At 71.0% G+C, this 25582-nt stretch carries 22 protein-coding genes and 2 pseudogenes; 19 read left to right on the top strand and 5 right to left on the bottom strand.

Features of this window, described 5'->3' with window-relative positions; all coding sequences use genetic code 11:
• The first annotated feature begins 93 nt into the window (after nucleotides 1–93).
• From OG580_RS35775 to OG580_RS35735, 9 genes are read left to right on the top strand one after another with little or no spacing between them, the layout of a single operon-like run.
• Nucleotides 94–1569 (top strand): NUDIX domain-containing protein, encoded by a 1476-nt coding sequence (locus OG580_RS35775; RefSeq protein ID WP_267047817.1) that lies wholly within the window; start codon nucleotides 94–96, stop codon nucleotides 1567–1569.
• The gene (locus OG580_RS35770; protein WP_267047816.1) at nucleotides 1557–2345 is read left to right on the top strand and encodes a bifunctional 2-polyprenyl-6-hydroxyphenol methylase/3-demethylubiquinol 3-O-methyltransferase UbiG; all 789 of its coding nucleotides are present in this window, start codon (nucleotides 1557–1559) and stop codon (nucleotides 2343–2345) included. Before OG580_RS35775 ends, OG580_RS35770 begins: the two co-directional genes overlap by 13 nt.
• Nucleotides 2342–3655 carry an MFS transporter gene (locus tag OG580_RS35765; RefSeq protein ID WP_267047815.1) on the top strand — a complete coding sequence of 438 codons (1314 nt, stop codon included), beginning with the start codon at nucleotides 2342–2344 and terminating at the stop codon, nucleotides 3653–3655. Before OG580_RS35770 ends, OG580_RS35765 begins: the two co-directional genes overlap by 4 nt.
• On the top strand, nucleotides 3645–4856 hold the full coding sequence (locus OG580_RS35760; protein ID WP_267047814.1) for a methyltransferase: 1212 nt from the start codon (nucleotides 3645–3647) through the stop codon (nucleotides 4854–4856). Before OG580_RS35765 ends, OG580_RS35760 begins: the two co-directional genes overlap by 11 nt.
• Nucleotides 4853–5476 carry a response regulator transcription factor gene (locus OG580_RS35755; RefSeq protein ID WP_267047813.1) on the top strand — a complete coding sequence of 208 codons (624 nt, stop codon included), beginning with the start codon at nucleotides 4853–4855 and terminating at the stop codon, nucleotides 5474–5476. Before OG580_RS35760 ends, OG580_RS35755 begins: the two co-directional genes overlap by 4 nt.
• Nucleotides 5477–5525: 49 nt before the next feature.
• On the top strand, nucleotides 5526–6059 hold the full coding sequence (locus tag OG580_RS35750) for an HIT family protein (RefSeq protein WP_267047812.1): 534 nt from the start codon (nucleotides 5526–5528) through the stop codon (nucleotides 6057–6059).
• Nucleotides 6056–6892: a class I SAM-dependent methyltransferase gene (locus OG580_RS35745; protein WP_267047811.1), complete on the top strand. Its 837-nt coding sequence runs from the start codon at nucleotides 6056–6058 to the stop codon at nucleotides 6890–6892. The genes OG580_RS35750 and OG580_RS35745 overlap by 4 nt, the downstream gene beginning before the upstream one ends.
• The gene (locus tag OG580_RS35740) at nucleotides 6889–8307 is read left to right on the top strand and encodes a phosphotransferase (protein ID WP_267047810.1); all 1419 of its coding nucleotides are present in this window, start codon (nucleotides 6889–6891) and stop codon (nucleotides 8305–8307) included. Before OG580_RS35745 ends, OG580_RS35740 begins: the two co-directional genes overlap by 4 nt.
• Nucleotides 8304–8969 carry a PolC-type DNA polymerase III gene (locus OG580_RS35735; protein WP_267047809.1) on the top strand — a complete coding sequence of 222 codons (666 nt, stop codon included), beginning with the start codon at nucleotides 8304–8306 and terminating at the stop codon, nucleotides 8967–8969. Before OG580_RS35740 ends, OG580_RS35735 begins: the two co-directional genes overlap by 4 nt.
• 454 nt (nucleotides 8970–9423) lie before the next feature.
• Here the strand turns inward: OG580_RS35735 and OG580_RS35730 are convergent, their stop codons facing one another.
• Nucleotides 9424–10512, bottom strand: a complete 1089-nt coding sequence (locus OG580_RS35730) for a recombinase family protein (protein WP_267047808.1) — start codon at nucleotides 10510–10512, stop codon at nucleotides 9424–9426.
• 268 nt (nucleotides 10513–10780) lie between these two features.
• Here OG580_RS35730 and OG580_RS35725 point away from each other — a divergent pair.
• Nucleotides 10781–10966 (top strand): annotated as a pseudogene (locus OG580_RS35725) (hypothetical protein); the annotation flags it as partial.
• A 45-nt stretch (nucleotides 10967–11011) separates the two neighbouring features.
• Here OG580_RS35725 and OG580_RS35720 read toward each other — a convergent pair.
• Complete coding sequence (locus tag OG580_RS35720; protein WP_267047807.1) at nucleotides 11012–11917, bottom strand: LysR family transcriptional regulator; 906 nt, start codon at nucleotides 11915–11917, stop codon at nucleotides 11012–11014.
• A 134-nt stretch (nucleotides 11918–12051) separates the two neighbouring features.
• Here OG580_RS35720 and rarD point away from each other — a divergent pair, with 134 nt between their 5' ends.
• Nucleotides 12052–12987: an EamA family transporter RarD gene (gene rarD, locus OG580_RS35715; protein ID WP_267047806.1), complete on the top strand. Its 936-nt coding sequence runs from the start codon at nucleotides 12052–12054 to the stop codon at nucleotides 12985–12987.
• 352 nt (nucleotides 12988–13339) lie between these two features.
• On the opposite strand, the gene OG580_RS35710 is transcribed toward rarD, so the two are convergent.
• Both OG580_RS35710 and OG580_RS35705 read right to left on the bottom strand, forming a co-directional pair.
• The gene (locus OG580_RS35710) at nucleotides 13340–14077 is read right to left on the bottom strand and encodes a hypothetical protein (RefSeq protein ID WP_267047805.1); all 738 of its coding nucleotides are present in this window, start codon (nucleotides 14075–14077) and stop codon (nucleotides 13340–13342) included.
• Nucleotides 14078–14449: 372 nt separating this feature from the next.
• On the bottom strand, nucleotides 14450–14848 hold the full coding sequence (locus OG580_RS35705) for a hypothetical protein (RefSeq protein ID WP_267047804.1): 399 nt from the start codon (nucleotides 14846–14848) through the stop codon (nucleotides 14450–14452).
• A gap of 601 nt (nucleotides 14849–15449) precedes the next feature.
• On the opposite strand from OG580_RS35705, the gene OG580_RS35700 reads away from it, so the two are divergent.
• A complete protein-coding gene (locus OG580_RS35700) occupies nucleotides 15450–16250 on the top strand; it encodes a maleylpyruvate isomerase family mycothiol-dependent enzyme (protein WP_267047803.1) in 801 nt (266 codons plus the stop codon).
• Nucleotides 16251–16682: 432 nt separating this feature from the next.
• Complete coding sequence (locus OG580_RS35695; RefSeq protein ID WP_267047802.1) at nucleotides 16683–17474, top strand: IS5 family transposase; 792 nt, start codon at nucleotides 16683–16685, stop codon at nucleotides 17472–17474.
• 39 nt (nucleotides 17475–17513) lie between these two features.
• Here the strand turns inward: OG580_RS35695 and OG580_RS35690 are convergent, their stop codons facing one another.
• Nucleotides 17514–17951 (bottom strand): hypothetical protein, encoded by a 438-nt coding sequence (locus tag OG580_RS35690; RefSeq protein WP_267047801.1) that lies wholly within the window; start codon nucleotides 17949–17951, stop codon nucleotides 17514–17516.
• A 412-nt stretch (nucleotides 17952–18363) separates the two neighbouring features.
• On the opposite strand from OG580_RS35690, the gene OG580_RS35685 reads away from it, so the two are divergent.
• The 6 genes and pseudogenes from OG580_RS35685 to OG580_RS35660 all read left to right on the top strand — a co-directional run bounded on the left by OG580_RS35685 (nucleotide 18364) and on the right by OG580_RS35660 (nucleotide 24379).
• Nucleotides 18364–18609 carry a transposase family protein gene (locus OG580_RS35685; protein ID WP_323182697.1) on the top strand — a complete coding sequence of 82 codons (246 nt, stop codon included), beginning with the start codon at nucleotides 18364–18366 and terminating at the stop codon, nucleotides 18607–18609.
• Nucleotides 18537–19379 carry a transposase gene (locus OG580_RS35680; RefSeq protein WP_267047800.1) on the top strand — a complete coding sequence of 281 codons (843 nt, stop codon included), beginning with the start codon at nucleotides 18537–18539 and terminating at the stop codon, nucleotides 19377–19379. Before OG580_RS35685 ends, OG580_RS35680 begins: the two co-directional genes overlap by 73 nt.
• A gap of 93 nt (nucleotides 19380–19472) precedes the next feature.
• Nucleotides 19473–19877 carry a transposase gene (locus tag OG580_RS35675; protein ID WP_267047799.1) on the top strand — a complete coding sequence of 135 codons (405 nt, stop codon included), beginning with the start codon at nucleotides 19473–19475 and terminating at the stop codon, nucleotides 19875–19877.
• A gap of 285 nt (nucleotides 19878–20162) precedes the next feature.
• Nucleotides 20163–20477 carry a hypothetical protein gene (locus OG580_RS35670; RefSeq protein WP_267047798.1) on the top strand — a complete coding sequence of 105 codons (315 nt, stop codon included), beginning with the start codon at nucleotides 20163–20165 and terminating at the stop codon, nucleotides 20475–20477.
• 185 nt (nucleotides 20478–20662) lie between these two features.
• Nucleotides 20663–20809: pseudogene (locus OG580_RS35665) on the top strand (sirohydrochlorin chelatase); the annotation flags it as partial.
• 54 nt (nucleotides 20810–20863) lie between these two features.
• On the top strand, nucleotides 20864–24379 hold the full coding sequence (locus OG580_RS35660; protein ID WP_267047797.1) for an NB-ARC domain-containing protein: 3516 nt from the start codon (nucleotides 20864–20866) through the stop codon (nucleotides 24377–24379).
• Nucleotides 24380–25582: the final 1203 nt, after the last annotated feature.

The raw sequence follows: 25582 nt of genomic DNA, 5'->3' as shown, positions 1-25582 counted from the left end.
GACAGCCAAGCCGCCCCTGCCCCCGTGCCCGGCTCAACAAGAGCCCGAGCCGGTTCCACATAACACACCCGTCCCCTCAGCACCGAGGTTCTGATGCCGCCCTCCCTCTCTCACATCCGCACCGTGGTCACCGCCTACCTGGACCGGCACCCCGGTGAACGAGACGCCCTGGCCGGCCTGCTGGCAGCCCTGGACGCCGACGCCGAGCCGACCAACCGCACCACCCTTCCTGCCCACATCACGTGCAGCGCCGTAGTGATCGACCGGCACCGGCGGGTCCTGCACATCCGCCACAAGGCGAGCGGAGGACTGCTGCTCGCCCCCGGCGGACACGTCGAAACCGACGACGACACTCTCCTGGCTGCGGCCCTGCGCGAGGTCAAGGAGGAAACCGGGATCCCAGCCTCGGCTCTCGTCCTGACGTCCGAACTCCGGGACGAGCCGATCGACATCGACGTCCACATCATCGACCCCAACCCGGCACGAGGCGAAGCGGCCCACTGGCACTACGACGTGCGCTTCGTCTTCTACCTCACCGACGGCGCGCCCGAGCTCACGCTGCAAGCCGAAGAGGTCACGGGATCGGCTTGGCAGCCGTTCGACGAAGTGTCCTCCCCGACGCTGCGCGAGAAACTCGCCGGCTCGGCTCTGGACGGGGTGATCGTTCCGGTGAACGCCTCCGCGATCATCCACGACGGCAACGGCCGCTACTTGTTGCACCTGCGGGACGCCGACAAGCCGTGGATCTGGGAGCCCGGGTGCTGGTCGCTGCTCGGCGGCGGCCGGGAGCCGCAGGACCGTACCCTGCTCGACACGGTTTGTCGGGAGCTGCGCGAGGAGGCCGGCCTGACGGTCGCGGGCCTGGAGCCGTACGTGGTCGAGCACGTCACCGGCACCGACGGAACAAGGGTGCCGATCCAGCTGTTCACCGGCCTCTGGAACGGCGACCCGGCCCGTCTGCCCCTCACCGAGGGCGTGATGCTCGCCTGGGTGCGGCCGGAGAAGTTCCCGCACATGACGATGCTGCCCTCGACCCGGGAACTGCTGGAGCAGCACGCCGTCGATCATCCCCTGCCCGCCGACGGTCCGACAGCGCCCGCAGGGACCGCGCGGGCGGAGGCGCCGTCCGGGACCGTGCTGAACGTGGTCGGTGTCCACCTCTACCTGGAACGCGATGGGCAGGTCCTGCTGGGCCTGCGGCATCCCGACTCGGCGTACGCGGGCGGGTCCTGGCACGTGTTGGCGGGCCACTGCGAGGCGGAGGCCGCGAGTGCCTGCCTCGTGCGGGAGGCGTACGAGGAGGCGGGACTGGTCATCGAGTCGGCCGACGTCGAGCTCGTCCACACCGTGCACATGAGGGAACAGCCCACGGACCCGCCCCGCGTCCAGCTCTTCTTCCGCGCCCTCCGCTGGGAGGGTGGGCCGAAGCTGCGGGAGCCGGACAGGTGCGTCCAGTGGGAGTGGTGGAACGTCAAGGACCTGCCCGAGCCGATCGTCCCCTACACGCGCGCTGCGATCGAGGGCATTCGGGCCGGACGCGTCTACACGGAACTGGGATGGACGCGGTGACCGGATTCGACTCCGTGGGCGCTGCGTACGCCGCCCACTCCGACAGTGCGCGGGGCCGCCTGCGTCACGACCTGGTGGAACGCCGGCTTCTCGCCGAGCTCCCGTCCGCGCCCGCTCGGATTCTGGACGTCGGCTGCGGGAACGGCGAGATGACGCTGCGCCTCGCCGCGGCCGGCCACCAGGTGACCGGCGTCGATCCGGCCGCCACCATGCTGGCGGCCGCGGCCGACCGTCTCGCGGCCCGGCCCGAGCTCGCCGACCGCGTCCGGCTCGTCAACGCCGGCTTCGAGTCCCTTTCCTTGGACGGGGAGCCGTTCGACGGGGTGTGCTGTCACGGCGTGCTGATGTACCTGGACGATCCCGGTGAGGCGGTCGCCCGTCTGGGAGGGCTCGTCGCGCCGGGCGGCTTGCTGAGCATCCTCGCCAAGAACCGCCGGGCCATCGCCGTACGCGAGGCTTTCGTCGGAGACTCCGAGACTGCGTGCCGGCTCATCGTGTCCGGAGCGGACCGGAGCGTCGGCAATCTCGGCCGGGAAACCCGCGGTGACGACCCCGACGCCCTCGACCGGCTCGCCGCCGAGCACGGGCTGAGTCCGCAGCCGTGGCAGGGCGTGCGGATCTTCCACGACCACTTCGACGACACCTGGGCTCCGGATCCGGCCGCATACGCGGCGGCACTGGAGCTGGAGTGGGCCGCGTCCTCCCGGAGCCCCTACCGGGACATGGGTCACCTCGTGCACACCCTGGCTCGCCGACCGGAGCGGAGCCGATCGTGACGCCCACCAGCACAGTCCATGACGCGGCCGCGGAAGGCGCGGCCGCCCTTCCTCTGCGCACCAACAGGTCCTTTCGCGCGTACTGGGTCGGCGAGGCGGTGACCCTCGCGGGGTCATCGGTCCACGGCGTGGCGCTGCCGGTGATCGCGGTGCTGGAGCTGGACGCCTCCCCCGGCCAGGTGTCGCTGCTGGCCGCCGCGGCGACGGTGCCCGCGTTCGTTCTCGCGCTGCCCGCCGGGGTGGCCGGCGACCGGTACCCGAAGAAGAAGATCATGATCGGCACGGATCTCTCCGCAGCCGCGGTGGTGTCCGTGGTGCCGGTCTGCTGGGCCGTGGGAGTCCTGTCCGTGCCCGTGCTCTACGCGGTCGCCCTGCTGCTGGGGGCACTGACCGTGCTGCACCAGGCCGCGTCGATCGCCATCGTGCCCGAGATCGTCGACCGCGCCCACATGCATCCGGCGAACGCGCGGATCGCCGGCGCCTTCTCCCTGGCGGACACGGCCGGTACCTACGGCGGAACCCTCGTCGTGGGCCTCCTCGGTGCGGGCCGAGCCCTGTGGCTGGACTCCGTCTCGTACCTGTTCAGCGCCTGGTGCGCCTCCCGAATCCGGCCCAGCGCGGCACGACGGGCGGCGGTTGCCCGGCCCGCACGGATGGGCGTCGCGATCCGCGAGGGGGTCCGCTATGTGATGCGCGATCCGATACAGCGTCCCCTGGTGCTCTCGCTCGCCGGTCTCGCGTACGCCGACGGGATCGTGACGACGTACTTCGCGTACACGCTGCTGACCCGGCTCGACTCCGGCAGCACCGGTCTCGGCCTCGTCATGGGCGTCAGCGCCGCCGGCGGCCTCGCGGGAGCGGTGGTCGCCACCCGCCTCGTGGACCGGTTCGGGCCGGCACCCGTGATGCTGACCGGGTTCCTCGCCTACGCCGTGTGCGGCGTCCCCCTTCTCGTCGCCCGGCCGGAACCGGTGTGGCTGGGCGTGATCGCGGCCGCCGGCGCGCTGAGGACGGCGGCCGCCGTCGCGGCGGGCACGACACAGCGGTCCCTCCGCCAGCAACTGTGCCCTCCCGAGCTGCAGTCCCGCGCGCAGCAGACCTCCGTCTGGCTGGTCACCGGACTGCGCCCGGCCGCCGCCCTCACGGCCGGCGCCATCGCCACCGCCTCCTCCGTACACGCCGCGCTGATCGCCGGGACCCTGCTCTACCTCGTGCCGGCAGCACTGCTGTGGGTATCGCCGGTCCGCCGCCTGACCACCATGCCCACTGCTGCGCCCACTCCCGTGAAGGACTCCGCTCATGGCTCTTGACCTCCACACGGTGACGAGTTGCCGGCGGGCCGGCATGGTCGACCGGCTCACGGCCGAGGGTGTCCTGACCGACTCGCTGCTGCGCGACGCGCTGCTTCGCCTGCCACGCGAGATCCTGCTCCCGCACGCGTACGTCCGGGTCAGCGGACCGGGCGCGGACCCGATCGACTGGCGCCTCCTCGACGGCTCCCACCCCGACGACCGTCAGGAGTGGCTCGAGCTGATCCACAGCGACGAGTCGATCCTGCTCCAGCGCGACGGCGAACCCCTTGACGCTCTCCCCCGCGGGCCGGTCACCGGCGGACACATGACCTCCATGTCCACCTACACCCCAGCCACGGTCGAAGCCCTCCAAGCCATGGAACTCGGTTCCGGGCAGCGGTATCTCGAGCTCGGGCCGGGCCCCGGCGTCTCCCTCGCACTCGCCGCCGCCATCACCGGCCCCGGCCTCGCCACCGGCGTGGAGCGGGACGGACCCATGGCGGCCTTCGCCCAGCGGAACCTGGACCGTCTCGATGTCGGTGCGGAGGTGATCGAGGGTGACGCGCTCGAAGGACACGAGGCGAGGGCGCCGTACGACCGGATCCACTCCGGCATCGGCGTGCCGTGTGTCGCGGCGCCGTGGGTGGAGCAGCTCGCGCCGGGCGGCCGGCTGCTCACGACGCTCGCGACCCGTACGCCGAGCTGGCCGGGACAACTCCTCGTCACCCGCACCGCGGCCGGCACGGTCGAGGCGGTCCTGCGGGGCCGGCCGCGCGGGTACCGGCCCTTGCTCGGCTACCGGTGGCTCAACGCCCTGGACCACCGCGCCCGCATCAAGGACGACCCCGGCACGGCACGGTCCACGCGGCTCACGCCGCCGCCGGACGAGGCGTACGGATTCTGGCTCGCCGCCGCCTACCTGGTCCCCGGCACAGTGCGGGACTTCCAGGCCGAGACGATGTCCATCGTCGCGCCCGAGGACGACTCCTGGGCTGTGGCCGGTCCGGACGACGGCACCGTCCGAGTCCATGGGCCGCGTGATGTGTGGGCCGAACTCGAGGATCTCCACACTCGCTGGGAGCAGGCCGGACGGCCCGAGCGGTACCGGGTCGACCTCCGCGACAGTTCCGGGGTCCAGCACGTCACCTCCGGCGCGGGCTCGAAGGCCCTGGCCTGGACGCTTCCTCCGCTCGCCGCCGTGCCCCGGCAGGCGCCGTGACCGCGCCTTCTCGGATCGCCGTCATGCTGCACGCCCCGGACCCGATATACCGGGCGGGGGTGGTCAGCCTGCTCAGGCCCCGCCCCGAGATCACCCTCGTCGACACCGCCGGACCTGCCGTGGACACCCAGGTCGCGCTGATCGTCACGGACACCGCCGAGGAGGCGACGCTGCGCCTGCTGCGGGAGATCAAGCACACGAGCACAGCATGGTCTGTGCTCGTCGTGGCGGACATCGACGAGACGAAGCTGATCGACGAGGCCGAGTGCGGCCTCGCCGGTCTCCTGCGTCGCGCCGACTCGACGCCGGACCGACTCGTCCAGGCCATCACGACGGCCGCTCGTGGTGACGGATATCTGCCGGACGACCTCGTCAACGGCGTGCTGGAGGCGTTCAGCCGCCTGCCCGGCCCCGTCGAGCAGCGGCTGACCGAGCTGAGCGACCGTGAGGTCGACATCCTGCGATGCCTGGCCTCAGGCCTCGACACAGCAGAGACCGCCCAGAAGGCCGGCTACGCCGAACGCGCCGTCAAAAACGTCATCCACGGCCTGCAGACCCGATTGCAGCTGAAGAACCGGGCGCATCTGGTCGCCTTCGCCTACGAGCACGGCTACCTCTGAGAGGCCGCGTCCCACCGCCACACCAGCCGCACAGCAACAAGGAGTACGGGTGCCTCAGCCACCAAACCCTCTTCACCCCCAAGCCGTCAGCCCCGCCGTGCCGTTCGGCTGGCCCGAGACCTTCCTCCGCCACCGCGCCGGCGACGGATGTCCCATGTGCGCGAACGACTACTCCGCGGACGACATCGGCTGGGGCCTCCTGCTCCGCCGCGGTGAAGTGGCCAACGCCTACCTGTGGCGAAGCGGACGCCTGCGCGGCTACTGCGTGCTCATCCACCGCGGTGCCCCGCACGTGGCCGAGCCCACCGACCTGTCCGAAGCCGACGCCGCCGCCTACTGGCGCGACACCCTCGCGCTCGGCAGAGCCCTGACGGCCTTCTACGAACCGGTCAAGCTGAACTTCTCCACCCTCGGGAACGTCGTACCCCATCTGCACAGCCACATCTGCCCCCGGTACGCCGGTGACACCGACCCGGCGCCGGGCGGGCCGCTGCCCTGGGACGTCCTCGGCAACGGGCGCCAGGACGAGGCACAGCTGCAGGCCGACGCCGCTGCGCTGCGGGAACTGCTGGAGGACGCATGACCACCCCACCGCAGAAGGAGCCCAAGGGGCTGTTCACGTCGACGGCGGCGGACTACGCCCGCCACCGCCCCGGCATCCCGCCGGAGGCCGTCTCGCTCCTCGCCGACACGATGCGGAATGCCGACCGCCCGGCCCTCCTCGACCTCGGCTCCGGCACGGGCCAGGTGCCGGCCGCTCTGCTCCCGGCCGTTCCCCGGATCGACCGCGTGGACCTGGTCGACCCGGACCAGGACATGCTCCGCCAGGCCGCCGCCGCTCTCGAACCCCTGCTGGGCGGCCGTCCGGCCGGCTTCCACCCGGTGGCGGCCGAGGACTTCACGCCCCCGTCCGACGGCTACAGGGCGGACCTGATCACCTGCGCGCGGTCCTTCCACTGGATGGACCGGTCCGCCGTCCTGAAGATGGCCGACCGTGTCACCGCTCCCGAGGCCACGGTGGCGATCATGGGGGACGGCAGCCTGTGGACCTACCCGGCGGACTGGACGGCCGCGCTCAAGCAGCTGATCCAGTCTTACCTGGGCGAGGAGCGCCGCGCGGGCACGGCCGGCGTGTATGCCGGACCGGGTCGGCGGTACGAGGACGACCTCGCCACGTCGCCGTTCAGCCAGGTCACCGAGCGCCGATTGCCTGTCCGCCGTGTCTGGTCGCCGGCTCAGGTCCTCGGCTACCTGCGCAGCACGAGCTTCGCCCGCCCGGACCTCTTCGGCGACCGTCACGACCGATTCGAAGCCGAAGCCCTGGAACTGCTGGAGCGGCACAGCGAGGGCGGCGGCCTCGTCGAGGACGCGGTGTTCACCGTGCTGCTGGCCCGACGTCCGGGAGGCAAGGCGTGAGCGGCGGGCGGCACACCGTGCCGGTGGACGTGCACCTGCTCGCCGTCCGTGACGAAGATCGGGGCCCGGAAGTGCTGCTGTCCCGGCGGGCCGGCGCCGACATGTACGCGAGCGGTCTGTGGCACGCGCCATCGGGACATGTGGAGCTCGAGACCGTCGTCGACGCCGTTGTACGCGAAACGCTGGAGGAGACCGGTCTCGTCGTGGATGCGGCGGACGTGCGGGCGGCGGTCACGGTGCACCACCGGCCGCCGGAAGGTCAGGCGAGGGTCGGGATCTTCTTCGAGGTCCGCCGCTGGAGCGGCACCCCGCGGGTCGTGGAGACGGACAAGTGCGACGCGATCGGATGGTTCGCGCTCGACGGGCTCCCGGAGCCGATGGTCGCCTACTGCCGAGCCGGAATCGATGCCTACCGGGCCGGCGCGCCGGTCGCGCTGCACTTCCAGGAACCCGGCGACGCGATCGCCTACGACCCGGCTGCCGACCGGCTGGCCCTGGTCCCCGGCCACGCCGACCGCAGTGCCCTCCCGGCGGACGCGGTGCGCGCCTTCGTCGAACAGGCGGTGGGCCGGATCACGACCTGGAGCGATGTCTCCTGGGCACGTACGGAGAGCCGCGTATGGCGGGCGCGCGGCGCCGAGGGCGGCACCTGGTACGTCAAGATCCACCAGAGCGACCGCTTCCACCAGCGCGAAGTCGCCGCGCTCCGCGGCTGGGTCGCCGGGCTCGGCGCGGCCACGCCCCGGCTGGTGGCCGCCGATGCGGAGCTGCGGGCCGTCGTGCTCACCGCGGTGGCAGGCCGGTCCCTGCACGGCGCCACGTACCCGCCCGAGGAGCAGCGCCGGATCTTCCGCCGCATCGGGCAGCTCGCGGCGGCCATCCACACCAGCGCCCCGGCCCGGCCGGCCGGCGGCATGCTGCCCCTGGGGAAGCTGGAGCGGCACCTGGACGGAGCTCGGCCCCATCTCACGCCCGGGGACGAGGAGTTCATCCGCACCATGGCCGAGAAGGCCGCTCATCTGCCCGGGGTGGACGTGGTGCCCACGCACGGCGACTTCCAGCTGCGCAATCTGCGCTGGGACGGGTCCGCCGAGGCCCTGTACGTGATCGATTTCGAGCGGTCGGAAGACGGGCCGGCCGTACGGGACTTCGTGCGGCTGTCCGACGCGTGGCACGGCCGCCCCGACCTCCTCCAAGCCGTGATGGACGGCTACGGCCGCCCGTTCACCCCGGAGGAAGAAGATCAGCTCACGGTCCTGTCCGTCCTGGACGCCGTCTCCGGCATCTCCTACGGCGCCGCCCACAGCGACCCCGAGCTGGTGGAACGCGGCCACCGCACCCTGGCCCGGCTCCGCTCCGCACAACGCCCTGTTGGGAAGAAGCCAGCGGCGGTTTGGCAGGAGGGGACGTCGTGAAGGCACTGATGAACGATCCGCACTTCGCCGGGACAACGCTCCTGGTGATCGACTTCGAGGGCCTTACCCCGGCGGGGCGGCCCGCCGAGCCTGTCGAGGTCGCCGTGCTGGCGCTGCGCCCCATGGGCGGGCGGCTGGTTGAAGTCGGTCGCTTCGAGGAGCTGATGCGTCCGCCGGCTGACGTGCCCGTGACCGTGATGGACGTCCAGCTCAAGGGCATCACCCAGCAGATGCTCTCCTCGGCGGCGCCGGCCGCCGAGGTGATGGCCCGGCTTGAGGCGCGCCTGACCGCGCCGCCGTATCGGCTGGTCGCCCATCACGCCTCCACGGAAGCCGGGATCATCGCCCGCCAGGCAAAGCACTGTCCCGTACTCGCGGCAACACCGTTGCTGGACACGTTGCGTCTGGCCAAGGCCGTGGTGCCCGGGCTCGGTTCCTACGGGCTGGACAGCTTGCTCGGCTACTACGGCATCGCCAAGCCGGCCGGACGGCACCGGGCGATGCCGGACGTCGAGGTCACCGCCCAGGTGCTGGCCCGACTGCTGGAGGAAGGGTGTGCCGGTGGCCGGTGGCGCACGCTCCTCGAACTGGACGCGGCCGCCGGACTGCAGCCCAAACGGCCGCCCTCGGGCACGGAGGCAGAGCAGAGTGCTCTGTTCTGACCCGGCGTCCTACTGGAGAGAACGAGGAGCGGCTGGCGTCCCGGGGCCGATGCCCGCGGGTCCGGGCCGTGACAGGCACCTGCTCACGTCCGTTGAGCACAACGACGCGAAACGAGGGAACGGACCATGACCGTACCGGTGTTCACCGCCCCGGAAGCTGCCGAGGACGTCACGCGGATGCGCGGCGCGTTGGCGGTCGCGGCCCGCGCCTTACACGTCACGCCGTCGGGCCCGGAGGTGTGGGGGTGGCAGGGACGCACGCTCGGGCGCCGCGTCGGCACGAGCTGGCTGCGTGTCGTCTCCGCACTGTCGGATAAGGCCGGTGGACGGCTGTGGGAGGGGACCGCCCTGGCGGACGCCGCAGTGCCCCGGACGGTCCCGCGTCCCCGGCTGCGGAACCTTATGGACTGGACGCACGGCTCGTACGCGTACCGGGCCGAGCTCACCGAGTTCATCACCACACCGACGGTCGTCGCCGGCAGCCCCGTGCTCGACCGCGACCCCGACCTGCCGGACACCTGGTGGCGGGACCTGCGCGGCGCATCGCGTGCGCTTGCCGCGGCGCCGACCGAGCGTGAGGCCGTACGGCAGTCGTGGATCGACCGCAACTTCCGCTCCTTCCTGGGCGTCGACCCGCCCCGGATCCACGAGCACACCACCGGACACGCGGACCTGCACTGGGCCACTGTGCCGGGATCGCCGCGGCGTTGTCGAGCGGCTGGCAGCGGTCGAGGAGTTGGCGGTGTACCGCCGGGACGGTGCTGACGCGCAGGGTGTAGCCCTGGCCTCGTCGTACGGTCACGCTCTGGTCGAGCACGGCGCGCTCGGCGGGCTCCAGGTCGGCCGCGCGGAGGAAGTCGGCGACCTTGCCCGGCATATCAAGGGTGACCGGCAGCTCCGAGGCCGGGACGTCCTCCTCGATGGCGGCGTGGTCGGGCATGAGGTCGGCGACGGCCGTGCGGATCGCGCTGCGGCTGACGCCGCCGTCGCGGGCGAGGGCGGCGCTCGAGCGGCCCTCCAGGTACGCGGTGCGCACGGCGTCGGTCTTCTCGGCCGCCACAGCGGGGCGTCGGCCGCCCTTGCTGCCCTTGACCTCGGCGGCGCGCAGTCCGTCGTAGGTCAGCTCGCGTTGGAGGTCGCGCTGGAGTTCGCCGGCGGCGGCGAGGGTCTGCACCATGGACTTCACGGTGGACAGCAGCTCTCCGGTACGCGGGTGGCGAGCGGTCAGGTCCATCGCGGAGAACGCACCGTCGTGGATGCGCAGCGCGACCTGGTCACGGTGGAGGACGTCGAGCACGTCGAGGATGTGGCCGGTGCCGCGCACGAGGCGGAACATCTCGGAGATGTGGACGGTGTCGCCCGGCCGTGCGTAGGTGAGCAGTTCGCGGAACTTCGGCCGCTGGAGGGGGTGGAGGCGGCTGGAGGTGCCCGGGTCCTCCTCAAAGACGACCGGGTCTTTGACCCCGGCCTCGTCCAGGACGAGGTTCTGCCGGGCGGTCGACTGCTGGTCGGTCGAGACCCGCTTGTAGACCAGGTTCGCCATCGAGGGCCCCTTCCGTGCGGCGGATCGGACCCCATCTGTCGTCAAACCCTGTCAGCAATCACCATCGGATCTGGTTGGATCCGAGCCGCCGTCAGGCCCCGGAATCACAGGGTTCATTGGACGGGCGGGCGGCCTGTCACCAAAGGACCGTTTGCCGACAGGCGGGAACCTTTCGGGTGTCAGTCCGAATGCGGTTCTCCTGTGCGGTCTGCGGGGAGGGCGCTGTCAGTGCCCGTTGGATGCTCTGCGCATACGATTCAGGTGAGGTGAGAGGAGCCTGGCGTGGCTGTCGAACGCGCGGCGCACTGTCCGTGACTACGAGGCCCACCCCGAACGCTCCGAGGCGATGGTCACCCTCGCGGCCGTCACGCTGATGACCCGCCGCCTCACCCGGCAGCCCGTCCACCCCACCCGCATCGGTATCTCGGCCGGTGGCAGCCGTTCAGCCGTATGACCCGCGGAGATCACTCCAGCGACCGACGTTCAGGCGCAGGCAGGATCAGCTCTGCTGGTGCAGGGCTTCGATGTAGGCGCTGAGCGCTGGTGAGGTTTGGGACTGTTGGCGGATCACGGCGTAGAGCCGTCGGGTCAGGCTGGTACCGGCGATGTCGCGAATGGCCAGGCGCGGGTCTGCGGCTGGCAGGGTCAGGTCGGGCAGCAGGGTCACTGCGCCTGCGCTGCGGACGAGTTCGAGCTGGACGTCGGCATCGTTGGATCGGTGTCGGAGGTCGGGGTCGAATCCTCCGTGCGCCCGGCAGGTCCCGATGATCATTGCGTGGTGTCCGGTACCGCTGCTTGAGGAAGCCCATACCTCGTGGCGCAGCGAGGAAAGAGCAACGGGCCCGGGGCGGGCGGCGAGTGGATGCCCAGCCGGCAGAATCAGGCGTGTCCCTTCGCGCAGGAGCAGGTGATGGTCCACGCCGTCGGGGCGCGGGCGGGGATAGCCTTCGTACTCGTCGCTGATGACAAGGTCGACGGTTCCCAGGCGCAGCTCGGGCAGGGCCACTTCGAGTTCGAGTTCGGTGATCTCGACCTCGACGAGTGGGTGCGAACGGGCCACTTCCACCAGCGCGGGGATGAGTAGCCGGCGGGCTGCCGATTGCAGGCCCACGGCTCGGATCCTGCCGCGGACTTCCTGGGTCAGGTTCGCCAGTTCGGTTTCGGCGGTTTCGGCGACGTTCAGCAGGACGGCGGCGTGACGGGCGAGCACTTTTCCGGCGTCGGTGAGCCGGACTCCCCGTCCGGCTGGCTCGACCAGGCGGGCACCGGCTTCCCGCTCCAGTGCTGCCAGCTGCTGGGAGACCGCCGAGGGGCTGTAGCCGATCGCGGCGGCCACGGCGGCGAGGGTCCCCCTCTCGGCGAGTTCGCGAAGCATCCTCAGGCGGCGGAGATCAGACAAGGCCATCCACAAATCCTAATGAATCAGCTCCATCATTCATCGCTGGTCCTTACCAACGAGGTAGGGGACGCTGGAGGTCGCCGCTGGTCGGTCCCAGGGCATCTCACGCTCCCCGCCTCCCGGAAAGTCCCTACGCTCACATGAACGCACGCACCCCCTCCGTCCCTGCGTCCGGGATTTTGTCCTCGGTCGGAGCGTCGGTCATCTTCGGGATCATTTTCATGATCCCCCCGCACCTTCTGCCGCTGGATCCCGAGCAGATCCTGGGATACCGCATCATCGCTATGGTCGCCTTCCTGGCTGCCTTCTTCTGCGCGGCGCGGATGTGGGACCAAGCCGCGGCGCTGGTCGGCCGTCTGCGCGCAACACCGCATCTGGCTGGCGTCCTGGTCGTGGACGCCGCTCTCCTGGGGCTGCAACTGTGGCTTTTCGGATGGGCGCCCCAGAGCGGGCACGGCCTCGATCTCTCTCTGGGCTATCTCATCCTGCCGCTGGTCATGGTGGTGGTCAGCGTCGCGGTCTACCACGAGAAGCTCTCCCGTTGGCGGATCGCGGCCGTGCTCTGCGCCGCTGCGGGAGTCACGGCGGCCGTAGTCGTCGCCGGCGGGCTGCACTGGCCCACCCTGCTCGTTGCACTGGGGCTTCCGCTCTACTTCATCAGCCGACGCGCCTTCGCCCTGGACTCCGCCGCAGCCCAGCTCTTCGAGCTCAGCGCGATGCTCCCCTTCTCGGTCTTCGTCCTGGCGGCCAAGCCGTCGTTCGGCACGGTCATCCACCGCCCACAGCTGATCGCCGGACTTGTCCTGCTTGGGCTTCTCAGCGCCGCCGGGTTCGCGCTGTACCTGACCGCCAGCCGTGTCCTGCCGTTCTCCCTGTTCGGGGTGCTCAGCTACGTCGAGCCGGTGCTGCTGGTGCTGGTTTCCCTGACGTTCCTGGGCGAGCCGTGGCAGTCGGCGGACACCCTCGTCTACATCCCGATCTGTGCCGGGCTCGTTCTTCTCGCGCTCGAATCGGCAGCAAAAGAACCCGCCGCGCCGAAGCAGCCCGCCCCTCAGGTCGACAGCGCACGCCCGTGACCCAGCGTCTGCGGGCCGAGATCGAGGATGCCGCGTAACTGCTCGTTCGGGTGACGGCGGGCTGGTCCCGGCCCGCGAACCGGTGGAAGACTGCCGGCCGTGTCTGGGTTCGCGAGAGATCCGTCGACGCGGCGATCCGTCAGTCCCGGCTCGCCGAGACCCACCGACGCCGGCTGACCCTGCTGAAGGCGCTGCTGGAGCTGCGGCTGCGGCGCACCCTGCTACCGCAGGAGGAGGAGGGCCTGGACCTGGCCGTACGGGAGGTCACCCGGGAGCTGTTCGCCAAGGCGATCAAGGGCGGCGATATCGCTTCTCCTGGTCCCCGGAGGCCGGGAGCTCTCACACCGCGCTTCTATTGCGGTCGCATCAGGTGCAGGTCCTCGTCCCAGGCGTCCAGCACCGCGCCGTGCCCGGCCTGCCGGGCCACTGCCTCGACCTGGGCGAAGAGGCGGCGCTGTGCGGATACGTCGCCCGTTCCCGCGATGCGGTCCGCGGCGTCGAGCAGCGGTCCGGTGTCCCATCCGGGCAGCGGAAATCGGGCGAGCTCCCATTCCAGGTACTTGTTGTAGGGGCGGGGGCGACGGTCCAGTGCGAAGAGTAGATCCAGCAGGAACCGGATGCTGTCGGCGGCATCGAGCTGGGCCGCGAGCGTGTGCCCGTCGCGGTCGTTCTTGACCGAGCGGTAGAGGTAGTTGGCGTAGGCGTCGAGCGATTCGTCCGCCTCCCGGAAGGCTTCGTCGGCGTCGAGCCGTGCCTTTTCGGCCAGGATCTGGGCGATGGCCCCGTCGAGCCGGTCGAGCACGATTCGGGCGCGGGCAAGGGCGTAGCGCTCGAAGCCCGGCATTCCGGCGGCGCGGAACTCGTCGAGGGAGAGGACGACGAGGTCGAGTTTCGGGGTGCGGTGGCCCGTGAACCGGGTGAGGTCGGTTGTCGCGTCATCAGCGAGAACGACGTACAGGTCGTGGTCGGAGTGCTCGGTGGTCATCCCCACGTGAGCCCGGGAGCCCTTGAGGACAAGACCGACGACAGCTGGATCAGCGACGGCGAGTTCGACGAACGCGTCATAGGTGATGTGGTTCTGAGCAGTCATTTCGTGATCTCCGGGATCATCATGATGGGCATACCAATCAGGCGACCCCGAACTCATCAGGGTCGCTCCCGCACCATCTGCGGCGGCGCTTGGCCGTCGCCCGGAAAATCAACGTACGTGCGGACTCTACTCCCCAGTCAGCCCAGAGGTCTGAGCCTCGTTACTCTCGTCCCGAACTGACCGATGCCTCCAGGATGTCCTCGTCGAAGACCCCAGTTGCCGCAGTAGATGCCGGATTTACTGCGGCAGCACTCCGGCGAGCCATCAGGTGCCGCAAGTCCGATAAGCGGACTTCGAAGCGGAATTGCCGCTACCGCCAATCGCTCTACCGCTGGCCTCCCGCGTCTGACCCAGCCCGAGCATCACCCTGCGCTACATGTCCGTTCGCCGTAGCCATACGAGAACAGGGGCCTTCACGAACGACACCGGAGAGCCCGCCCCGCAAGGCGATGGCCCCACCTCACCCCGCCGTTCCCGCCCCGAGCCCGGGACGGCGGCCGGCTGACGGACACGTCCGTACGCGAGACCCGCGAACGAGATGGCCGGGGCCACAAGAGCCGGGGCCGACTCCGCCTCGGTGTCAACTGGCAGGCCCAGGCGCCGGCGGGCCGTAGCCGTCGCGGCCGTCACCGCAGCCAGGACCTCGCCGGCCTCCGGATCGACCTGGGCGAGCGCGGCGGCCAAGGTGTCGATGGCGACCAGGGCGTCATCGGCGGCCGCCATGCTCCAGTCATCCGGCTCGACCTCGTCCGCGAGGTTGCAGGCGCTCACCGCCACCTGATCGGCGTTGCTCCTCGGCTTTGGACAGCGCCCGCTCCAACAGCTCCACGACGACACCAACGCCGTGGACGCCTCGAGGACACTCCCCGCCTCCGGCGTCGGCTGGCCAGCGAGCGCGACAGCGGCCAGCTGACGGCGGCGTCCTTACGCGAGCGGCCGTACGGCCGGTTTGAACGCACCTGTTCCCCGCACGGGTGCGGGCATGTCCCGCGCGGCCGCGATCGTCGCCGCCCGCCGCTTACAGTAGTGGCTGTTGTTGTTCCGAACTTGAGGAGTGCTGGTCGAACGGGAGTCACCTGAACTCCAGACCCGACCGGTCCTCCCCGCCATCGTGACCTCCGCGTCCATCACATCGAGCGGCAGCATGACCGCGCGCACCGGGTGGACGTCACGTCGCCGAGGTGCCCGGCCGCACGGCGAGGCCAGAGCACCCACAGGCACGACGCCTGGCGTACCGCCACCACAAGCGTCCTCGCAGCAGTGCGCAGCTTGTCACCCGAGCGGCGGGAGGCGAGGACGTCCGCAATGGCCAACCGGCGGCGACCGTGAAAATCGCTGTCCGATCACCGGAGCACGGTGATAGACAACCGGCGTGGAAAAGAACCTTGAGTTCCCTGACCTGTTGCGACTGATCGATGAACGGTCGACCGCCTTCCGCGCCGTGGTCGCCGCCGCGCCCGGTCTCGACGCGCAGGTGCCGACCTGCCCCGGGTGGACGCTGTTCGATCTGGTGAAGCACCTGGGTGGGGGAGACCGTTTCTGGGCCGCCATCGTCGGCGCGGGGCCCGCCGACGCTCCCCCGGCCGAGGCCGTCGCCGCGCGCGCCGCGCTGGAAGTGCCGCAGGAGCGTGAGGCCCTGCTGGCCTGGCTGGACGCGTCGACGCAGCTTCTGCTGGGCGCCCTGCGCGCGGCGGGACCGGAGAGCGGTTGCTGGACGTGGTGGCCCGCGTCGCAGTCACCGCAGACCGCCGACGGCACCGCCCGGCACCGGGTCCAGGAGACCGCGGTGCACACCTACGACGCCCAGCTCGCCGGGGGCGCCCCGCAGCCGCTGCCGGTCGAGCTGGCACTCGACGGTGTGGAGGAGTTCCTGTTCACCGTCTGCGCAACGCCGAGTGCCTGGCCGCACAAGCCCACGGCCTTCGACTTCCACGCCGCCGAGGGCCGCTCCTGGCGCCTCACCGTCGACGGCGACGGCGCACGCACCACCCGCATCCCCGCGCCCACCGCCGCGACCGGCGAAGACTCGGACGCAGCCGGCGCCTCCGTCCACGGCACGGCCAGTGAGCTGGTCCTCTACCTGTACGACCGGATCCAGGCCGACTCCTTGCACGTTGACGGAGACGCAGGGCTGCTCGACCTACTCCGCGCCTGGGAGCCGGAGGAAAAGTAGGACGTAGCGGGGGCTGTTGGCCGCGTCTCGAGCCGGTAAGACACGACTCTTCGCCAGGTTCGTCAGTCGCGGCACCGGGCTCAAACCCGCGAGGCGTCCTCGGGGCGTCACCAAGCCGACCGTCTACCTGGAGGGCAGTGCGAATTTGTCCGTCCCAGCGATCACGAGAAGCGACGCGACTGCCGTCGTCCCGATCTCGTCGAGAAGTCAGTCGATCGGGTGACTGCGGCGGCTGCCGTGCATGAGAGCAGGGCCTCTTGATAGCTCGAAGGGTGTCAAAGCCAACGTGCGGTCCAGGAGGCCCTGTTGTCACGTTTCTACGGCAACGCGGGAGTGGGGTCCACTTCAGCCACTCTCGCGTGTGACTGTCTGGCTCACAGGTTCGGGAACGCCAGAGACCACGGGGCGCGCGAGCGTCGGTATCCCACCGACATGTCGGACGTCGAGTGGGCGGTGGTCCGGCCACTGCTGCCGGTGCCGGGCTGGCTGCGGGGCCGGGGCGGGCAACCAGAGGCTTACTGCCACCGCGCGATGCTGGACGCGATCCGCTACCTGGTCGACAACGGCACGAAGTGGCGGGCCATGCCTGCCGACTTCCCACCGTGGGACCGGGTCTACGCGTTCTTCCGGCGCTGGCGCAACCACGATCTGGTCCGCGAGTTCCACGACCGGCTCCGCCGCCTGGTCCGCGAGCGGGCCGGGCGGGACTCGGAGCCGGGCGCGGGCGTGATCGACTCGCAGTCGGTCAAAGCGGACGCGGTCGTCGGCTCTGACAGCCGCGGCTTCGACGGCGGCAAGCTGATCAACGGGCGCAAGCGGCACGTCGTGGTCGACACCCTTGGCCTGCTGCTCGCGGTGATGGTCACCGCAGCGGATGTGGGCGACCGCGCCGCGGCCCAGGTCCTGCTCACCCAGGTCGCTGCCGCGCACCACCTGCTGGCCCTGGTCTGGGCCGACGGCGGATACACCGGCAGCCTCGTCGAGTACTGCCTCGCGGCCCTCGCCCTGGTCCTCGCCATCGTCAAACGCAGCGACGACATGCGCGGCTTCGTCGTGCTGCCCAAGCGGTGGATCGTCGAGCGGTTCTTCGCCCACCTGATGCGAAGTCGCCGTCTCGTGCGCGACTTCGAGCGTTCCATCGCCAGCGCGGAGGCGATGGTCTACTGGTCGATGACGATGCTCATGACCCGCCGCGTTGCCCGGCCACGTCCTTCGCGAGCGTGAATCGGCCAGGTGCCGGCTCGATCAGCCAGCCGCGCGCCGTCAGCCGCTTGGCCTTCGATCGCAGTGCCTCCACCTTTCCCGGTACGGGGTCAGGCCGAAGCAGGCGGCCATCTCCTGGCACGTCAAGGCTCCTTGACCGAGTCGGTTACGGTCGCTGAGGGCCTGCAGGATGCACTGGTAGTCCACCGACAGCGCCGACCAGGCCAGCCCCGCGCGCCACACCGGCACCACTGTTTTCGGCTTCGCCGCCTCCGCCGGTTCGGGCCGCGCCGGCTGCACACCGGGAGCCGGCAGACCCTCGGAGGCGACGGGGCCGACGACGGCGTCGTTGCCCGGGGCCAGTACCTCGCCAACGCGTGAGCGGGCGATGACCCACTCGTTCCACTCCCGCTCAGCCACGGCCAGCTCCGCCTGGAGGCGGTCGGCCTCCTCCCGCAGATCGTCGACACGACGGCGAGCGGTGAGCGGTGAGCTCACGCTGTTCCAACAGTCCCACGACCGACGGCATCCTCGACCTCCACCAAAGCAACGACACGACACGTCACCGCTGCCACGAGACCGTCGACCCTATGTCTGACCAGCGATAACGCAGTCCTCAAGCCCGGAAAGACAACAACCTCTAAGGAGCGGCCGTGTCCAGCCGCTACGCCCTGGCGATCCGTGGCTTCGTTCACGTGAAGTGGTTCTGGCTCAGGTTGTGTGATCCGAGCACTGTGAGTGACGACTGAAGCCCTTGTGGTACCTCGGGAAGTTGCCTCGAAACGAGCAGTGGCGCGAGTGACTGGGCTGAGAGTTCGGTGCTGTGAATGAGATCTTGCTCCGGCTGGATGAGTTGTTGTTCCCGTCGATCGCGGACGTCGCGGTGCTGTCGGTAGACGTGAGCATCGCGATGGTGCGTGTTGATGTGCGGTGCATGGCCGCGGGTGCCTCGTGTCCGGGTTGTGGAGCGTGGTCTGCCCGGGTTCACGGTTCCTACCTGCGGTTTCCTGCTGATGTTCCGAGTGCGGGACGAAGTGTCGTACTCCAGCTGCGGGTCCGCCGGTTCACCTGCCGGAGCGCCGAGTGCGGACGTCGCACGTTCGTCGAGCAGATACCTGGCCTGACCCGAAGAACGGCCAGCGGACCGAGCGGCTGAGCTCGACCCTGGCCGCGATCGGTCTCGCCCTCGCGGGCCGGGCCGGCTCCCGCCTGGCCGCCATCGTCGGTGTGTCTGTCAGTCGCAGCACCGTCCTGCGGCTGGTAGACGCGCTTCCCGAGCCGGAAGTGCCCGCTCCACGGGTGGTCGGCGTCGACGAATACGCCACCCGCAAGGGCCGCCACTACGGCACCGTCCTCGTCGACATCGAAACCCGCCGGCCCGTCGATCTGCTGCCCGACCGGGAGTCATCGAGCCTGGCCGCGTGGTTGGCCCAGCGGCCCGGAATCGAGGTGGTCTGCCGGGACCGTGCACCGTTCTTCGCCGAAGGAGCCAGCGTTGGTGCTCCGCAGGTCGTGCAAGTCGCGGACCGGTGGCACCTCTGGCACAACCTCAGCGAGGCCGCCGAGCGGAGCATCGCCCAGCACCAGCAATGTCTGCGAGTCCTGGTGCCCGAGACGCCTGAACCGACCGAGGCGGAGACCGGCCCGACCGAGGAGTCGTCCGGCTCTCCGTGGCCGACCGGCCACCGGTTCGCCGACCGCACCCGAACCGTCCACGCCACCATCCATGCCTTGGTCGAGGCAGGGCATAGCCGTCGCGCGATCCAGCGGCAGCTCGGCATGACGAGCCGAACCGTCAAACGGTACGCGGACGCTGCCCGGCCGGAAGACCTCTTCACCGGTCAGTGGCAGACCCGGGCCTCCGTCCTCGACGAGTACAAGCCCTACCTCGACGACCGCTGGAATGAAGGCCGCAGCAACGCCTAGAAACTGTGGGAAGAGATCGTCCCGCTCGGCTATCAGGGCAGCTACCAGCGCGTTCGCGCCTACCTCCGCCAGGAGCGCACCTCACCGCGGCTCGTGACAGCCCGTCCGCCCTCGCCCCGGGCCGTCGCCGGGTGGGTCCTCCGCCGCCCGGAAACCCTCTCCGAGACCGAACACCTCCACCTGAAGAACGTCCGGGCCAACTGCCCCGGGATCGAGGCCCTCACCAAGCACGTCCGGTGTTGCGCGACCATGCTCACCGAGCGTCAGGGCGAGCGCTTGCCGGGCTGGCTCGACGCCGTCCGACAAGAGGACCTTCCCGGCCTGCACACGCTCGCCGCGGGCATCGACCGCGACCGTGACGCCGTCACCGCCGGCCTCACCGTCCCCTGGAGTTGGGGCGTAGTCGAAGGGCATGTCAATCGCATCAAGATGCTCAAGCGCCAGATGTTCGGTCGCGCGGGCTTCGCCCTCCTGCGGAAGAGGGTTCTCATGTCCTGATCACCGAACCAGGCGGAGGAACTCGATGGCAGCACCGTCTGCGCATGTGCGAGCCTCCTTCTCCCAGATGTCGATCGAGAAGACTGTGACGACCTGCGACGACGCTCTCAAACAGGTCAGCCACATCGCGCGCGAGAGAACATTCGGTAGGCACGTCTCGGGTCTGACCAGCTCATTCAGGCAGGGCTGAACGCGCTGATTGCCGGAGTTGAGAGCCAGTCCCTCGCTACGCTGGCCGGTCTCCTCCGGAGCGAAGAACCCGAGGCTTCGGCACTCTTCGACCAAGTGCTGGAGGAGTTGGGACTGCTCTTCCACCCGCCCGCTGACCCTCGGGCCGCGAAGTGGGCGATGGCCTACTGGATCGCCGGTCAGATAGCCGACGGATCCCTGGATCCCGTCGTCGGCACCCACCTCATTTGGGCAGACATCGCCTACGACCTCGGCTACCCCGAAGAGCTGGAACCCCTTGTCCGCTGCGCGCACAACCTGGACGGCTGGGAGGGGAGCTGGGGAGTCCCTTTCGAGGAACTCAACAGGGAATCGGTTGAGGCAGCGAAGCAGTTCCTCAGCAAGCGGTCGGCAGCAGAGGCGGGAGACTGACCGCCGTTCATTCTCGCCACCGGGATTGGTCCACCCGCTACCTTCCCCCCTCACTCCGCGTGGCCGAACCACAGAAGCGACGCTGTTGGTGATCTTCAGGGGAACCCCGTCGCCTTCAAACAGCCACTGATCACGCGGCTCGACGGTGAGCCAGACTGCCTACTGCCGGGCGGCAACGGCTGACCAGCGCACGCGGCCTCTTCGCCGGCCGCGCCGCCGCCCCCTGGCTCGCCCCCCTCGGCCCCCACCCGGCCCTCGCCCGGCTGATCCTGCGCCGCTACGACCAGGCCCTGGCACGGGCATCCCGGCCGGTACTTGCCGCCACCGGCTGACGCCCGCCCCGCCCCCTGGCTATCGTCAAGGCAGTCAGGACAGGGAGGTGGCACGTGCGCGGTGCCGTCAAGGGCGCATCGCTCGCCGGAATCGCGGCGGCCGTGGCCGTACTGGCCTCGCTCGCGGCCAACGCCGCCACGTCCGAGGACCGTTGGCCCGGCGCGCTCGACCGCATCCGGCAGCAGCCGTGGTGGTGGGTCGCCGGACTCGCCGTCGCCGGGATCCTCGTGGCCGTCGTCCTGGCCTGGCGGCAGGAGCGGCCCGCCGCGGTCGCCGACGATCCGCCCACCCCGTCCGCGCAGACCGTTCCGGACTGGGTGATCGACCGCACCGAACGGGCCGGCACCGTCAAGGCGGTGTGCCGTACCCGGCGCGGCAGCCGTACCGTCGCCATCACGACCGCCCTCGAAGGCGCCGGCGGCTTCGGCAAGACGGTCCTCGCCCGGGCGGTGGCCGCGAGTCCGCGCGTACGGCGGCACTTCCGCGGCCGGATCTACGTCGTCACGATCGGCCGTGACGTCCGCAGCCGGGCGGCGATCGCCGCCAAGGTGGCCGAGGCCACCCGCTTCGTCACCGGCGACACGACGGCCTTCGACGACCCGGGCCTGGCGGGCGACCACCTCGGCCGGCTCCTCGACCGCCGCCCCCGCACCCTGCTCCTCCTCGACGACGTCTGGGACGCCGAACAACTCGACCCCTTCCTGCGCGGCGGCGCCCGCTGCGTCCGCCTCGTCACCACCCGTGTCCCCGGCGCCCTGCCGCGCGGCACCGAACGCGTCCGCGTCGACCAGATGTCCCCCGCCCAGGCCCGCGCGGTCCTCACCTGGGACCTGCCCGCTCTCCCCGAACCCCTCGTCCGCGACCTCCTGGAGGCGACCGGACGCTGGGCCCTGCTCCTGCGCCTCACCAATCGGCTGATCAGCAGCCGCATCGCCACCGGCACCGATCCGGAGCACGCTGCGGCGCAAACCCTGCGAGGGCTCGTCGCGCACGGCCCCGCCGTGGTCGACTCGGACCCGGTCACGCTCGACCTGGACGATCCGGCCCGCCGCGCCCAGGCCGTCCGGGCCACGGTGGAGGCGGCCCGGACCCTGCTGCCGCCCGGTAGTGACCGGCGCCTCGCGGAGCTGTCCGTCTTCGCGGAGGACGAGTCGATCCCCGTCCCGCTGATCGCCCGCCTGTGGACGGCGACGGGCGGTCTGACGGAGGACGAAAGCCGTGCGCTCTGCGCCGCGTTCGACCGGCTCTCCCTGATTTCGCTCACCCCTGACCACGGCGGCCGCGTCGCGATCCACGACGTGCTCCGCGACTATCTGCACAAGGAGTTGGGCGAACCGGCCGCGACCGCGCTGCACGGCACGCTCGCCGATGCCTTCGGCCCCCGTCCCTGGGAGTCGTCCGAGGGATACGTCCTCGACCACGCGATCGAGCACCTGCTCGCCGCGGGGCGGACGGATGACGCGGAGCGCGTCGCGAGCGACCTGCGCTGGATCGAGACCCGACTTCACCAACGCGGCCCCATGGCGGCCTGGGCCGACCTGTTCGACGTCCCCACACGGCACGCGGCCCGGCTGGCCGACGACCTCACCCGAACCGCCCACCTCCTCACCCCGACCGACCCGCCCGAGCTCCTGACGAACGTCCTGCACAGCCGCCTGGAGTCGCTGCCGCTGTGGCGCGACCGGATCGCAGGCCGGCAGGCCGCCCCCGAGATCGCGGCCCGGCCGCTGCTGCGCAACCGCAGTACCCCCCCGGACCTGCCCGAACCGGCGCTGCTACGCACCTTCCTCGGCCATACCGGACCCGTGTGGTCCGTCGGGGTCCGGTCCGACGGCACGTCGCTCATCACCGTCGGAGCCGACGGGATGGCCCGAGGGCTCGACCCGGAGAGCGGCGGCGAGTTCACCGTGGACGTCCGCGGCCCCGGACGCTTCAGGGTCCTCGCGGTCGCCCCGTACGGCACCGAGCTGGTGACGGGCGGGCCGGGCCGTAACTTCCACACCTGGACCTCCGACCGGGCCACCCCGCCGACGCGAACCCTCGGGCCGGTCGGGGGCCGCCGGGCGTCGGTGCGGACCCTGGCGGCCTCCGTGAGCCAGATCGCGACCGTCGCCACGGACGGCACTCTGGAGACATGGGCTTGGAGCGGGAACCACCTCGCCCAGAACGTCCAGCAGGGTGACGAGCACACCTGCGTGGCGTTCTCCGCCGACGGTGTGTGGCTGGCCGTCGGCGGCCGCCGGCGAGTCCGGCTGATGTCCTGGGACCTCGCCCAGGTGCAGGACCGCGGTCCCACCGCCGGGGCTCCGGTGAACGCCATCGCCATCGCGCGGGACGGCAGCTGGATCGTCTCCGCCGAGGCGAACGGCGTGCTGCAGATCTGGGACGAGACGCCGCCCCACCACACGTCGCAGATCTCCGCGCACAGAGGCCCCGCCACCGCGGTGGCGGTCTCACCGGACGGCACGTGGCTGGTCAGCAGCGGCGAGGACGGCACCGTCGCGGTCTGGGACCGGCGGACACGGGAGTGCCGCGCCCGCTACACCGCCCATACCGGCCCGGTCCACGCCGTCGCGGTCACACCGGACGGCGGCCGGGTGATCAGCACCGGAGAGGACGGAACGGTACGGGTCTGGGACAGCAGGGGGCCGGAGCGGATCCGCTCCGGCGACGGCGAGGGAATGCGGACGGTCACCGTCGTCGGCGACGCCGAGTGGCTGGCCGTCGCCCACCGCGACGGCAGCACCCGGCTCTGCGACTCGTACGGTGACACCTGGAGCAGCCCCCTGTCGTCACGTCACGGGGAGTACCAGGGGCCGGTCGCCTTCGCGCCGCACGGCGGCTGGTACGCGGCGGGCCACCTGCACGGTGTCGAGATCAAGACCATCGGCCAGTCGGCGACCGTGGACCCCGCCGTCCTCCCGCTGGGCCCCTCCACCACCGCGCAGGCCCTCGTCGTCGCCCCCGACGGCAGGTGGCTCGCCGTCGCGGACTCCGCAGGAGCGCTCCAGCTGTGGAACCGTCTCGGGGAGGTCCGGACCGCCACGGTGCCGGGTCCGTGGGGTGCGGACGGCCGGGCGCACACCGTCGCCGTCGCGCCTGACGGGACCTGGCTGGCCGTGCTGCGCCACCGGCCGCGGTCCGGCCGGACCGGTGCCGAGTCCCTGGTGCAGGTGGTCCGCCTCGCGGGGGGCCGCGCCGTCGCCGGCCGCCAGGTCCAGATCCACCGCAACGAGAAACTCACCGGGCTCGCCGTCACACCCGATGGCAGCCGCCTCCTCACCACGTCCCTGAGCGGAGACGTGAGCCAGTGGGACCCGCTCACCGGCGTTCTCCTGACCACCGTCGCCGACCCCGACGGCCCCGTCAACGGCCTCGCCGTCTCCCCCGACGGCAAGTGGATCGCCACCGCCGGCTCCCTGCTCCGCGTCTGGGACGCCGCCACCGGCCGGACCGTCGCCAGCGTCCGCGCCGAGACGCCGCTGATTTCCTGCGCCTGGCTGCCCGACGGCCGCGGGCTCGTCGCCGTCGGCGAACGCGGCCTGTACTCGCACGAGTTCCGGCCCTGAGGCGGCACCCCCAGGGGGCGCCGAGCCGCGTCCTCACCCCACGTGTCCGTCCTGCCCGATACCGTCGGTGCATGGAAGGCATCACGGAACCCAAGGACACCCCCGGCACCGACCACGGCACCGCCACCTCGCCCCCCACTTCCCCTGCCGGCTACGACGCGACCGCCACCGAGCGCTGAACCGCGTGGGCCCGGCCCACCGCCGGCAGCCGTGTCGCCTGTACCAGTTCCCCGAACGGAACCGGCCCGTCGGCGGCCGCGAGGAGGGCCGGCTGGCAGCCCAGCTGGTCCGTCAACGGCCGCCGTTGAGCCGACAGCGCGTCCAGACCCGAGAGCACCTGTGGACGCCATCCCGTGATCACCGAATAGCGCCAGCCACAGGCCTCCGCCGCCTCACTGGTCGCCGCGCACCACTCACGTCCGCTCCTTCGCCCAGATGCTCACCGAGCGCCAAGGGGAAGGCTGCCGCAGTGGCTCGATGCCGTCCGGCGCGACGACCTCCCCAGCCTCCACACCCGCTCACCGTCTCCCACCACGGCCGGCCGACGAGATCGTGCCGCTGCTGCGTGAGGCCGCCGATGCCGCGCTCCTCGGCTTCTCACCCCCGTCGACCTCACCGGACAGGGGAAGCGATCAGCAGCGCCGCACGATACGAGCTCCGGGTCCACGTCACCGGGTAGCGGGTAGCGGGTAGCGGACCGCCTGAGGTCAGGAAGCGACGCGGACGACGTCGGCGAGCCGGCAGGTGACGGGCAGTCGACCTGCGGCAGACTCACGGCCCGGCCGCGCGCGACCTGCCCGGGTGCCAGGTGGGCGACGGCGGCGCCGGCCTCGGCGAGACGCCCGCCCGACGGCAAGACGAACTCGACGCTGATGACGCAGTCGGAGCGCTCGCCTTCAGCTGCTCGCTCCGGATCCGCGTCGGGCACACCGCTCGGCCAAGTTCGAATCCCCGCCCGACGTCGTGTCCGCGCCCGGCACCCCATGCTCAGGAAGCCGGCACCTTCTCGTATCAACGGGACCCCGCACTCAGGTGAGGCGACCCGGCTCAGGGCCCCCGGGGTAACACAGCTCAGTGCCGTCTGACGGCGTCTCACGACGCCGCCCGAACCCGGCACGTCGTCCGGGAACCGGAACCCGTCGGCGCGCAGGAATAGGACGCGCCACCTGCCTCTACCGCGACCTCGTCTGAGTACGTGTGGCT

It is taken from the genome of Streptomyces sp. NBC_00094 (assembly GCF_026343125.1).
Lineage (GTDB): Bacteria > Actinomycetota > Actinomycetes > Streptomycetales > Streptomycetaceae > Streptomyces.
The sequence above is the reverse complement of the archived record's forward strand: the minus strand, read 5'-3'. Positions and strand labels throughout refer to the sequence as shown.